The 12,780-nt window shown below is 42.2% G+C and carries 10 protein-coding genes; all 10 read right to left on the bottom strand.

Going from position 1 to position 12,780, the window contains the following annotated elements:
* Positions 1–170 precede the first annotated feature (170 nt).
* On the bottom strand, positions 171–1,193 hold the full coding sequence (locus C6347_RS14590) for a glyceraldehyde-3-phosphate dehydrogenase (protein ID WP_060596977.1): 1,023 nt from the start codon (positions 1,191–1,193) through the stop codon (positions 171–173).
* A gap of 172 nt (positions 1,194–1,365) precedes the next feature.
* Positions 1,366–1,971, bottom strand: coding sequence for a dephospho-CoA kinase (gene coaE / locus C6347_RS14585; RefSeq protein WP_034661832.1), 606 nt, complete (start codon positions 1,969–1,971; stop codon positions 1,366–1,368).
* Positions 1,972–1,985: 14 nt separating this feature from the next.
* Positions 1,986–2,618, bottom strand: a complete 633-nt coding sequence (gene ytaF / locus C6347_RS14580; protein WP_066030566.1) for a sporulation membrane protein YtaF — start codon at positions 2,616–2,618, stop codon at positions 1,986–1,988.
* Between the two features lie 174 nt (positions 2,619–2,792).
* Positions 2,793–3,626, bottom strand: a complete 834-nt coding sequence (mutM, locus tag C6347_RS14575; RefSeq protein ID WP_060596978.1) for a DNA-formamidopyrimidine glycosylase — start codon at positions 3,624–3,626, stop codon at positions 2,793–2,795.
* A 28-nt stretch (positions 3,627–3,654) separates the two neighbouring features.
* Positions 3,655–6,294: a DNA polymerase I gene (gene polA, locus C6347_RS14570; RefSeq protein WP_060596979.1), complete on the bottom strand. Its 2,640-nt coding sequence runs from the start codon at positions 6,292–6,294 to the stop codon at positions 3,655–3,657.
* A gap of 255 nt (positions 6,295–6,549) precedes the next feature.
* Positions 6,550–8,292 (bottom strand): two-component system histidine kinase PnpS, encoded by a 1,743-nt coding sequence (pnpS, locus tag C6347_RS14560; protein ID WP_106031192.1) that lies wholly within the window; start codon positions 8,290–8,292, stop codon positions 6,550–6,552.
* A complete protein-coding gene (locus tag C6347_RS14555) occupies positions 8,285–9,013 on the bottom strand; it encodes a response regulator transcription factor (protein WP_012010858.1) in 729 nt (242 codons plus the stop codon). The genes pnpS and C6347_RS14555 overlap by 8 nt, the downstream gene beginning before the upstream one ends.
* 186 nt (positions 9,014–9,199) lie before the next feature.
* Positions 9,200–10,138, bottom strand: coding sequence for a malate dehydrogenase (gene mdh / locus C6347_RS14550; RefSeq protein WP_034661844.1), 939 nt, complete (start codon positions 10,136–10,138; stop codon positions 9,200–9,202).
* A gap of 34 nt (positions 10,139–10,172) precedes the next feature.
* Positions 10,173–11,444 carry an NADP-dependent isocitrate dehydrogenase gene (icd, locus tag C6347_RS14545; protein ID WP_008346060.1) on the bottom strand — a complete coding sequence of 424 codons (1,272 nt, stop codon included), beginning with the start codon at positions 11,442–11,444 and terminating at the stop codon, positions 10,173–10,175.
* A gap of 148 nt (positions 11,445–11,592) precedes the next feature.
* Positions 11,593–12,711 (bottom strand): citrate synthase, encoded by a 1,119-nt coding sequence (citZ, locus tag C6347_RS14540; RefSeq protein WP_034661848.1) that lies wholly within the window; start codon positions 12,709–12,711, stop codon positions 11,593–11,595.
* Between the last annotated feature and the right edge of the window lie 69 nt (positions 12,712–12,780).

Here is a 12,780-nt window from a genome sequence, read left to right as displayed (position 1 = left end):
ACGGGGGAAAGTTAGTCCAAAGAGGTCCTAACCCTTTAAGTATACCCGAATGAGTCTGCGAACAAGAAGTTCACGAAAAATAGTATACTTTGTTTAGACCCATTTTGCAAGCTGTGTTTTCAATGGGATTTTCTCTCATTTCTTGAAAAGGGACGTTCGTCTTCTTCATTTCAAACAGCAGAAAGCTCTTTCATCTGCGAACCGACAAACTTCACAAGATCCACCACTCTGCATGAATAACCCCATTCATTGTCATACCATGCAAGAACTTTTACTTTTCTATCCTCCATCACCATCGTTGTCAGTCCATCCACGACAGCTGAATAAGGATTCGTGTTAAAGTCTGTAGAAACAAGCGGCTCATCCGTGTAGTCTAAAATACCGGATAGAGAAGTTTTTGATGCATTTGAGAAGGCTGCATTTACTTCTTCTGCTGTGACATCTTTTTTCAAGTCGACGACAAGATCAACCATCGATACATTGGAAACTGGCACGCGCAGTGCAAGTCCATGCAATTTCCCTTTCATGTGCGGCAGCACTAAAGAAAGCGCTTTAGCGGCACCCGTCGTAGTTGGAATGATGGACTGGGCACACGCTCTAGCCCGGCGCAAATCCTTATGCGGGTTGTCGATATTTTTTTGATCATTTGTATACGCATGAACCGTTGTCATTAAGCCGTTGTCGATGCCGAATTCATCATCTAACAATTTAACAACTGGTGCTAAACAGTTTGTTGTACAAGATGCGTTTGAAATAATGACGTGCTTTTCAGGATCAAGATCATCTTCATTGACACCCATCACAATTGTAATGTCTTCATTTTTACCTGGAGCTGTGAGTACGACCTTTTTCGCTCCTGCATCTATATGGCCCATCGCTTGTTCTTTTGAATTAAATTTCCCTGTTGCTTCTATGACGATATCAATCCCAAGCTCTCCCCATGGAAGCTGCTTTGGGTCTCTGTCATTGAGCAAAAGCACTCTTTTCCCATTTACAATCAGTGCGTCATCTTCTGCTGTCACATCGCATTCGTAACGTCCATGATTTGTGTCATATTTAATTAAATGTGCTAGCGTTTCGGCAGGATAGCTTGCGTTCACCGCTACAATTTGAATTTGATCATCAAGCATTGCTTTTCTGAAGACCATGCGTCCAATTCTGCCAAACCCATTGATCGCTGCTTTTACCTTCATGAACAGGTCACTCCTCTATTATGTGTTATACTCAATAAATTTATTTATGAAATTAGTATATCACATTAGAATGTAATTGCCAGTATATAAACGTATATTTTCTAAAAAGGGCTGTTCTTTTCAAAGGAAATAAGAATAAAGCATAAAAAAAGAAGAGTACGTGTATGTACTCTTACTTATCTGTATGTTCCCATTCATTTAATATGTTCTGCAATTGCTTTCTGATAAAAGCGAGATCTTGTGTGTTTTCTATCACGCGGTCTGCTTTTTTACATTTCTCTTCAAGGGGCTGCTGAGAGTGAATCCGATTTAGCGCTTCTTCCTCACTGAGGTCGTTTCGATTCATGAGTCGTGATAGCTGTAATTCTGGTGTTGTATACACCACAATGATCCGGTCGACAAGACTTTCCAGCTGACTTTCAAATAAAAGCGGGATATCAAGGACAACGAATGTTTCTTGGCTGTTGATCCCTTCATCTCGCTGCCTGAGCATTTCCTTTCGCACTTCTGGATGAACGATCGCATTCAGCTGCTTTCGTTTCTCTTCATTAGAAAAAATAATGGCTCCCAGCTCCTGCCGGTTCAGCTCTCCATTTGGCAGGAGGACACCCTCACCAAAGGTTTGAACGATATGATGAAGGGCGGATGTTCCTTTGGAGACCGCTTCTTTTGCAATCACATCTGCGTCCACAACCCGAATGCCCTGCTCTTTTATCATCTGCGAGACTGTGCTTTTTCCGCTAGCAATCCCGCCTGTTAATCCAATGACAAGCGTCAATTGATTTCCTCCTTTTACAGCTTCCAAACCCCAATTAATATGAGCAGAAGCCCTGGTAAGCATGCGAGTTTATTGATCCAGCGCCAATTTGCCAAGTAATGACCGGCACGCAGCCCGATACACACAAAAAGTGAGCTCATCACTGCCACCGTGATACTCATAACAATTGGAGAAAAGCCAAGAATCGCTGCACCAATCCCTGCGCCAAATGCATCAATGGATAAAGCAATTCCAAGAAGTACCGCTTCCATTCCATTAATCGTCCCAGATCGGTCAATATCTGCACTTGTCGGCTTTCTTAAAATGTGAATGACAAGCCCAAGCGATTGTACTTCCACATTGAGCAATGTCTTTTCATGAAGAAGCAAATCACGCTCTTTCGCTGGTTTGTAAAATTGATACAGGACCCAAAGGCCAATGGCAATTAAAATGCCTCCCCCCAGTTTATCGGTCACTGAGACAGGGAGAAATGCCGTCAGCAGGCTGCCAATCAGCATAGAAATGAGCAGCACAATCCCTGAGCAGCATGCAATAATGACGATGGCTTTAAATGGGATCCTCATTTTGCGAAGCCCATACGTAAATCCTACAGAAAAGCTGTCGATGCTGACTGCAATAGCTAAAAACAGGAGCGAAATCGAAATCATACCTGAACTCTTCCTTTCTGTTCATGCAACGATGATCAAGAGTCTCTAGGCGTCCTTAGACTCTTCTTCACTATATGAAGAGCAGGTGGGCTGTGTGTCAGTCTACACCTTGCTGAAAAATGAATGTTTTTTATCGTATGCATAGCAAAAAGGAAGCATGCTCATGGCTAAACTTTATTGAGGACGTTTTTGGCAGGTCACACAAAAGTGCGTGCCGCGCCCTCCGACCACTGTTTTCTCGATGATGCTTCCGCATGTTTGGCAAGGCTCTCCCCGCCGGTCATATACAAGAAGCTGCAGCTGAAATGTTCCAATATCTCCTTGTGAGTTGATATAAGAACGAATCGTGCTTCCTCCCGCATCTACCGCTACTTGAAGCGTATCGATGATCTGTTTGTGAAGCACTTTGCAGGATTCCAGGCTGAGCTGATTCGCTTTCGTTTCTGGATGAATACCTGATTTAAACAGGACCTCATCTACGTAAATGTTACCAAGTCCTACGACAATCTTTTGATCAAGCAGTGCTGTTTTAACCACGCGGGTTGTTTTTTTCAATTGCTCCCATAAATACTCAGGAGTGAACTGTTCATCAAATGGTTCATATCCCAGCTGAGAAAGCGGGAGTTCCTTTTCCTCTTCACCCGGCTGAAATAAATGCATCGTGCCAAATTTACGCACATCATGGTACCGAAGCTCAGTACCATCTGTAAACGTAAAGACGACGTGTACGTGTTTATCATAAGGCTCATGCGCTTCATGTACACGGTATTTCCCTTCCATCCTTAAATGGGAGACCATCACATAATGGTCTAAATGAAAGAGGAGGAACTTCCCTCTTCTTTCAATGGTTTGTATGGTTTCTCCTACCATTCTTCTTGCGAACTCTTCCGGCTCCCCAGGACGTTTGATGATGTTTGGCCATTTGATATCGACCGTTTCAATCGTCTTTCCTTCGACTAACCGCTTGAGAGTGCGCCGGACGGTTTCAACTTCTGGTAATTCCGGCATGCTCCTCGCTCCTTTTTCTCTCTATTATTTATTTCGCATCGTACCAAGATGGACCTGAAGCAAAATCAACTTTTAGCGGCACATCAAGCTGAAGTGCGTTTTCCATGACTTCAGGAACAATCTTTTCAAGGATGGCGATTTCTTCTTTCGGCGCTTCGAAGATCAATTCATCGTGCACCTGTAATAAAAGATTTGCCTGCAGGTTTTCTTCTTTGAGCCTTCGCGCCATATCAATCATCGCTTTTTTAATAATATCGGCTGCACTGCCTTGGATCGGTGTGTTCATGGCTGTTCGTTCTGCAAAGCTTTTGATATTAAAATTACGGCTTGTGATATCCGGGATATACCGTCTGCGTTTGAGAAGCGTCGTGACGTAGCCTTTTTGTTTCGCTTCCTGGACGATTTCTTCCATATAGGTTTTCACGCCTTTAAAGCTTGTTAAATAGCGCTCGATAAATGCGGCTGCTTCTTTTCTTGTGATCCCAAGGTTTTGAGAAAGTCCATAATCGCTGATTCCATATACAATACCGAAGTTTACCGCTTTGGCTTGTCTTCTCATAGCGGAAGTCACTTCTTCTTCTGAGACATGGAACACGTCCATCGCAGTTTTCGTGTGAATGTCCATGTCTTGCGTAAATGCTTCGATCAAATTCTCATCTTGTGAAATATGAGCGAGTACACGCAGCTCGATTTGTGAATAGTCAGCTGCAAACATGAGCCAGCCTTCTTTTGAAGGAACGAATGCTTGACGAATCTTCCGTCCTTCTTCTAAACGAATCGGGATGTTTTGAAGGTTTGGATCTGTTGAGCTTAATCTTCCTGTTTGCGTGAGTGCTTGATTAAATCTTGTATGCACTTTATGTGTATCTTTGCGCGTTACTTTCATTAAACCTTCCACATAGGTCGATTGCAGCTTTCCAATTTGCCTGTAGTGCAGAATAGACCGAATGATTTCATGCTTATCTTCAAGCTTCTCAAGCACATCTGCAGACGTCGAGTAGCCTGTTTTTGTCTTCTTGATAATCGGCAGACCTAATTTTTCAAATAGGATGACGCCAAGCTGTTTAGGAGAATTGATGTTAAACGTTTCTCCTGCTAAGCGGTGAATGGTTTCTTCATATTCTTTGAGTTTTTTCGTTAATTCTTCACCCATTTTCTCTAGGCGCTCTATATCTACCTTTACTCCAAGAGATTCCATTTCACCTAAGATGAGAGCAAGTGGCAGCTCTAAATCTTCATACAGTTCGTGCTGATCATTTTTTTCTAATGCTTCAAGTGTTAAATCATGCAAGGCTGAGATCGCCGCTGCTTTTCGTCCAAGATGTTCTTTCAGTTCATCTTCAGGTGGAATCGCCTGCTTTGCTCCTTTTCCGTATACTTTTTCATCAGAAAGAGCGATATTCAGACCATATTCCTTCGCTACACTCGCGACGTCTTCGTATGATTTCTGCGGGTTGACGACATAGGAAGCGAGCAGAACATCATTATCAACACCTTTTAGATCGACATCATGCCATCTCAGGGCGACAACTGCTCTTTTTGAATCAAAGACCCATTTTTTCTTCGTTTCATCCTGTACCCATTCTTTAAATGCTTCTGATTGAAGCGCATCTTCTTTCGTGATAAAAAACGCACCATTTTCATTATGGATCGCAAAACCGATCAAATCCGCTTCGTGATAATTATCTCCAAGCTGTTCTACCACAAGGGCTGCATGATCTGTCAGCATGTCGTCCGTTACAGCTGTCATTTTTTTCACTTCTAATGCATCTACTTCGACCTGTTCATCTGTTTCTGGTGCTTCTCCTAGACGCTCTAGCAGCGTTTGAAAGCCCAGTTCTTTATAAAGAGAGATCACTTGATCCATGTGAGGGCCTTCGTATGCGAGATCTTTGCTTGACACATCAATAGGTGCTTCTACAAGAATCGTCGCCAGCTCTTTACTCATGACTGCTTGTTCTTTATATTCTTCAAGTTTTTCTTTTAGCTTTTTCCCGCTCACTTCATCAATATGTTCAAGCAGGTTCTCAACTGTTTCAAACTGCTTTAACAATTTAATCGCTGTTTTTTCGCCTACACCTGGGACGCCTGGGATATTATCTGAGGAATCTCCCATCAGCCCTTTCATATCAATGATTTGATCTGGTCGCAGGCCATATTTTTCTTCAATATGAGCAGGTGTGTAATATTCTACTTCTGTGATGCCTTTTTTCGTAATAGCCACTGTCGTATGATCTGTTGAGAGCTGTGTTAAGTCCTTATCTCCTGAGAAGATTTTGACTTCAAAGCCGTCTTTTTCTGCCTCGACAGCCAATGTACCGATAATATCATCTGCTTCATATTGAGGAAGCTCGTACCTTTTCACCTGATAGGCATCTAATAGTTCACGGATGAACGGCATTTGTTCTGATAGCTCTGGCGGAGTTTTTTGTCTTCCACCTTTATATTCTTTAAATGTCTCGTGGCGGAATGTTGTTTTTCCCGCATCAAATGCGACGAGCATATGGGTAGGCTTCTCGTCCTCCAGCATCTTCATTAAGATCATCGCAAAGCCATAAATAGCATTTGTATGTACGCCTTTATCATTTGATAATAGCGGCAAAGCAAAGAAGGCTCGATATGCGAGGCTGTTTCCATCCACTAACACTAATTTCTTTTTGTCTGTCATGTTTTAATCCTCCATCGGCTGAGCCATCTCAGCCGTCTCTTTCACACATTGTATCTTCATTTTATCAAAGTTTATTTTGAAAAGAAAATAGTCGAGCCTGCACAAAAAAGGGACGAAAACAACAAGTGTTTTCGTCCTTCCAAAATTGGCTCCTTGGATGAAGGGGTTCCTATTCATCCTATCAATGAATGTTTAACAAAACATGAATTCATTGTAAAGATCATGTAAATTTTAACGTGACTTTCCTTTTTTTCTCTAAGTCGATTTCAGGCTCACTGTAAAAGTCGTTCCTTTGCCTTGTTTGCTGTGGACAGAAATCGTTCCTTCATGCGCTTCCACAAGGTGTTTGACAATGGCAAGACCAAGACCTGTACCGCCTGAATTCCTGCTTCTATCTTTATCAATTCGATAAAATCTCTCAAATATTCTTGGAATCTCGCTTTTCTTCATGCCGATTCCTGTATCTGCTACATCAAATTCATAGGCACCTTTCCGCGGTCTTGCTGAGATGGTAACACTTCCTCCCTCTGGTGTATAGGTCAGGGCATTATTGACGAGATTGAGGAAGATTTGCTTTAACCTTAGCGGGTCTGCCATAACATAGACCGGTTCTTTCGGGACACGCACTTGTAATTGAATACCTTTTTCTGCTGCCTTTTGTTTTAACAGCACTTCAATCTCTTGAATGATTTCTGTCGCATTGGCTTCTTGAATATTCAGCTTGAAGTGCTGCTGTTCAATTTTAGAAAGATCAAGTAAGTCTTGAATCAGCGTTTCTAGACGGACACTCTCTTTTAAAATGATAGAAAGGAATTCTGTCAGTGCTTCTTTGTCATCAATCGCACCATCAAGAAGGGTTTCAGAAAATCCTTTAATCGACGTAATCGGTGTTTTTAATTCGTGAGACACATTGGCGACAAAGTCTTTTCGCATCTGCTCCAGCTGCTTTGTTTCTGTCACGTCATGAAACACAAGGACAATACCTTTCCATTCATCGTCTGTACTTAAAATTGGTACACCATCCACTTGGAAGTAGCGGCGTTCAATGTCAACGGCTAAACGCAAAAACTTCCGCACCTTCGTTTCTGTCATGAAAATTTCGTCAATTAATTCGATAATCTCTTCATGTGTAAACGCTTCGTGATACAGCTTGTGCATGTAAATATGCTTTTGGACTTTAAACTGCTTGCGGAAGGTTCGATTGACTAGGTGGATATAACCCATCTTATCAATCAAAATAATCCCCGCTCCAATATTTTCAATGACCGTTTGCAGCCGGTCTCTCTGCATTTCACCGGCACTTGTCATTTCTTGAAGACTTCCTGCCAAACGCTTCATGGAAGTATTCAGTTCACTTGTTTCAATCATCAACTCTTCATAGTTATTCGTATCATAGTTCCCGCGTTCCAGCTGTTTGGCTACCTTTGTAGCATAATCAATTGGTTTCACATATTTCATCGACATGCGGTACCCAAAGAAAACGATGATGATAATCGCCGAGCCAAGACAAAAGGCTAATGCAAGCCAGAGCTGGCCGTCAATTTCATTTAAAGGCTCGTATGACGCATGGAGAAATAAATAACCCGCTGGTTCGTTTTGTTTCAGGATCGGGACAGCATAATGAAACAGCGCATCCTTCTCATCGTCAATGACGACCCCTTTTGTTTGGAAACGTTCATTGTTCAGCGTGTTTCGAATGATGGCCCTTTGTTCTGCTTGACCCGTTGTATGTATGATATTCCCCTTCAGGTCCACAATCGACGCATTCATATCAAAATGCTGCTTTGCCTGATGGAGGACCTCCTTGTTTTGCTTCGCCTTCAGATCGTCACCATTCATGGAAGACAGGAGGAAGCTCGATTCCTTTTCCATTCGTTCCGTTAATTTGGTTTCATAGAAAACATGGAACATGTGGTCCAAGAAAAGACCAAGTGCCACAAACACAATAAAAAGGAGAAAAATGAGTCCCGAAAACAGACGGGTTCTAATTTTACTCATTTGGCTTTGGCTCCTCCAATTTGTAGCCTAAGCCGCGAATCGTTTTAATGTATGTTGGTTTTTTCGTGTTCTTTTCAATTTTGTCCCGCAAGTGGCTAATATGGACATCCACAATACGAGTGTCACCTGCAAAGTCATAATTCCAAACGGCACTTAACAATAAATCACGCGTGAGGACACGTCCTTTATGCTTCGCCAAATAAAGTAGCAGTTCAAACTCTTTTGGTGTGAGCTCTAGACGTTCTTCCTGGAAATAGACTTCGTAGTGTTCTGGTAAAATGCGCAGTTCACCAATTTTGATTTGGTCTGCAATGATCTCTTCCTTCTCCTCTTGCGTGGGGGCAGGCTGAGATTGCTGTGCTCTTCTCAAGATGGCTTTTACCCGAGCACCCACTTCTCTAGGACTGAATGGCTTTGTCATGTAATCATCGGCTCCAAGCTCAAGGCCTAGCACCTTATCAAATTCATCGTCCTTTGCTGTCAGCATTAAAATAGGGAACATCATTTTTTGAATTCTCAGTTGTTTGCACACTTCAATGCCGTCCATCTTCGGAAGCATTAAATCTAATACAATGAGATCAGGCTGTTCACTTGCTGCTTTTTCAAGCGCTTCTTCCCCGTCTCTTGCTGTGACGACATCATAGCCCGCTCTTTCAAGGTTATAGCTTAGAAGTGTTACAATCGATTCTTCATCATCCACAACTAATATTTTTTTATTCATGTTGTGCCTCCAATTAGTGATTTCCCCTGCATCCGTTTTTTGTATCTTATGTGAAAAGCGAGAAGTCATGCTTTCTCTTTCATTTTAACGAAAGCTTAACAAGAGGACAATTTAAAATTTCGACAAGATTTGTTTTGTAAACAAAAAGAAGACTCCTCATGAGAGAAGCCTTCTTTTTTATTCATATTAAGACAATACTTTCATGACATTCTTAACAGATTCAACAGAACGGTCAAGCTGACTTCTTTCTTCTTCTGTCAGCTCAAGCTCGATGATCTTCTCAAGACCGTTGCCACCTACGATTGTTGGTACACCTAGGTAAATGCCTTCGTAGCCATATTCACCTTCAAGGTAAGCAATCGTCGGCATGACGCGGCGCTGATCTTTAAGGATCGCCTCAACCATTTCGACTAGTGAAGCAGCAGGAGCATAATATGCACTACCGTTACCTAATAGGTTCACGATTTCGCCGCCGCCTTTTCTTGTTCTTTCAACAATTGCATCAATTCGATCTTTTGGAATCAATGTTTCAAGCGGGATACCGCCTGCATAAGAGTAACGAACAAGAGGAACCATGTCATCGCCATGTCCACCAAGTACAAAGCCCGTCACATCTTTAACAGATAGGTTTAATTCTTGAGCAACAAACGTACGGAAACGTGCTGTATCAAGAATGCCCGATTGTCCAATGACTTTTTCTTTTGGTAATCCTGATTCTTTATAAACTGCATACGTCATTGCATCAACAGGGTTTGTTAACACAACAATGATGGCTTCTGGAGAATATTTAACGATTTCGCGTGTCACACTGCGCATGATTTTTTCATTTGTTGACACGAGATCGTCACGGCTCATTCCCGGCTTTCTTGCAATTCCCGCCGTAATGACCACGACATCAGAACCGGCTGTATCTTCGTAGTTAGAAGTTCCTGTAATGTTTGCATCGAAGCCTTGAACAGGACTTGCTTCCAGCATATCAAGTGCTTTCCCTTTTGTTGGGTTCTCAAGCTGCGGGATATCGACTAATACGACGTCCGCTAATTCTTTTTGAGCCGTTAGAAATGCTGTAGTTGCTCCAGTAAAGCCTGCTCCGATGACAGATACTTTTTTACGCTTGTTTGCCATTTCCTTTTTCCCCTTTAACTTTAAAGTTTAAGAATCAAGACAAGTTTTTGATGAGCTCGTCAGCAAACTCAGAACATTTCACTTCTGTTGCGCCATCCATTAATCTAGCAAAATCGTAAGTGACGACTTTTGATGCAATTGTTTTTTCAACAGATTGAATCACTAGATCAGCTGCTTCCTGCCAGCCAAGGTGCTCAAGTAAAAGCACGCCTGATAGAAGAACAGAAGATGGATTCACTTTATCAAGACCAGCATATTTAGGTGCTGTTCCGTGAGTCGCTTCAAAAATAGCGTGTCCTGTTTCGTAGTTGATGTTCGCACCTGGTGCGATACCAATTCCACCAACTTGTGCTGCAAGAGCATCAGAGATGTAATCTCCGTTTAAGTTCATTGTTGCCACAACATCGAACTCAGCTGGACGAGTTAGGATTTGTTGAAGGAAAATATCTGCAATGCTGTCTTTGACAATAATTTTGCCAGCAGCTTCTGCTTCACTTTGCGCTTTGTTTGCCGCATCTTTTCCATCTTGTTCTACAATACGATCATATTGTGCCCATGTAAAGACCTTGTCTCCAAACTCTTTTTCAGCCACTTCGTAGCCCCAGTTTTTGAAGGCACCTTCTGTAAATTTCATGATGTTTCCTTTGTGAACAAGCGTCACAGACTTACGGCCTTGGTCGATTGCATATTGGATAGCCGCTCTGACAAGGCGAGAAGTTCCTTCTTCAGAAACTGGCTTGATTCCGATACCTGACGTTTCTGGGAAACGGATTTTGTTTACACCTAATTCGTTTTTCAAGAAGTCAATTAACTTCTTCACTTCGTCTGATCCTTTTGCATACTCGATACCAGCATAGATATCTTCTGTGTTCTCACGGAAGATGACCATATCTGTGTCTTCTGGACGTTTCACAGGAGACGGTACGCCTTGGAACCAGCGAACTGGACGTAAGCATGTGAATAGATCAAGCTCTTGTCTAAGTGCCACGTTTAATGAACGGATTCCTCCGCCGATTGGTGTTGTCAGTGGTCCTTTGATCGCGATTAAGTATTCACGAATGTCTTCAAGTGTTTGCTCAGGAAGCCATTCTCCAGTTTTATTGTAAGCTTTCTCACCTGCATATACTTCTTTCCAAGTGATTTGCTTTTCACCTTTATATGCTTTTTCTACAGCTGCTTCAAGTACTCTTGATGCTGCTTTCCAAATGTCAGGACCGATTCCGTCCCCTTCGATAAACGGGATAATTGGATTATTTGGTACATTCAATACGCCGCCAGTAACTGTAATTTTTTCGCCTTGTGACAATGATATTACCTCCCAGGTTATGTAGTGAATATTTGAAACTTCTTGGCTTGATGTCTGCAAGCGAAGAAGTTTTTCACGTGATTCGTTTTTTGTTGATATAGAGGCTGATTGGCCTTCCTGAGGATCAGCCCCCGCTATTCTATAAACATTAGTCTCTTTCACTGATCGGAACAAAGGTTTGAAGATCAGGTCCAATGTAGTCAGCTCTTGGACGGATGAGACGGTTGTTGTCATACTGCTCTAGAATGTGAGCAATCCATCCAGAGAATCGGCTGATCACGAAAATTGGTGTAAACAAGTCATGATCAATCCCAAGACTGTGATATACAGATGCAGAATAAAAATCAACATTTGGTGGAAGATTTTTCTCTGATGTCACGATTTCCTCTGCGCGAACAGACATTTCATACCATTTCGGCTCGCCAGTGAGGTTTGTTAAACGCTGGCTCATTTCTTTTAGATGCTTTGCACGCGGGTCACCTTGACGGTATACGCGGTGGCCAAAGCCCATAATTTTTTCTTTCTTCTCTAGCTTACCATGAATATAGGAATCTACGTTTTCAACTTCGCCAATTTCTGAAAGCATCTTCATCACGCCTTCGTTGGCTCCGCCATGAAGTGGTCCTTTCAGCGCACCGATAGCCGCTGTTACACCAGAGTAGATATCTGATAGTGTAGCAACACATACACGTGCTGTAAATGTCGATGCGTTTAATTCATGATCTGCATGTAGAATGAGTGCCTTATCAATTGCCTCAATTTCTACTGGTGACGGCTCTTCGCCATTTAGCATATACAAGAAGTTCGCAGCATAGCTGTATTCTTCTTTTGGCTGTACAGGCTCAAGTCCCTTTCGAATGCGTGAAAACGTAGCGACTAGTCCAGAAATTTTCGCCTGTAAACGAATGGCTTTTCTGTAATTCGCTTCTTTGTCCATAATCTCTGATTCGTCATCGAGTAAACCTAGTAAGGATACCGCTGTACGAATCGCAGACATTGGATGAACCCCGTCCAGCGAATACGATTTAAAGTGCTCAATGATTTCTTGCGGAATGTGAGCATTTTCATTGAGCTGCTGTTTTAACTCACTCAGCTCTTGCTCATTCGGCAGCTTTAAGTGCCATAACAGGTAGACAATTTCTTCGAATGTAGCTTTTTCAGTTAAATCATCGATATTGTACCCTACATAAGTAAGAGTATCATCAATAATTGAGCTTACGGATGAAGTTGTTGCCACAATACCTTCAAGACCTCTTGTTGCTGTCATGTTCAATCTCCCCTTTTTAAAAAGATTCCCCTTCGTTGCAGAATTCTCGCTTTTTGAAAGCGCTATCCA

The sequence above is a fragment of the Bacillus sp. NMTD17 genome (genome assembly GCF_002998735.1).
In the GTDB taxonomy this organism is placed as follows: domain Bacteria; phylum Bacillota; class Bacilli; order Bacillales; family Bacillaceae; genus Bacillus.
This window is presented reverse-complemented; position numbering and strand designations above follow the sequence as displayed.

Coding starts and splice junctions, on each gene's coding strand:
- C6347_RS14590 (WP_060596977.1), bottom strand. CDS start 1,193: ATGAAGGTAAAAGCAGCGATCAATGGGTTTGGCAGAATTGGACGCATG.
- ytaF (WP_066030566.1), bottom strand. CDS start 2,618: ATGATTTCGATTTCGCTCCTGTTTTTAGCTATTGCAGTCAGCATCGAC.
- mutM (WP_060596978.1), bottom strand. CDS start 3,626: ATGCCGGAATTACCAGAAGTTGAAACCGTCCGGCGCACTCTCAAGCGG.
- polA (WP_060596979.1), bottom strand. CDS start 6,294: ATGACAGACAAAAAGAAATTAGTGTTAGTGGATGGAAACAGCCTCGCA.
- pnpS (WP_106031192.1), bottom strand. CDS start 8,292: ATGAGTAAAATTAGAACCCGTCTGTTTTCGGGACTCATTTTTCTCCTT.
- C6347_RS14555 (WP_012010858.1), bottom strand. CDS start 9,013: ATGAATAAAAAAATATTAGTTGTGGATGATGAAGAATCGATTGTAACA.
- mdh (WP_034661844.1), bottom strand. CDS start 10,138: ATGGCAAACAAGCGTAAAAAAGTATCTGTCATCGGAGCAGGCTTTACT.
- citZ (WP_034661848.1), bottom strand. CDS start 12,711: ATGACAGCAACAAGAGGTCTTGAAGGTATTGTGGCAACAACTTCATCC.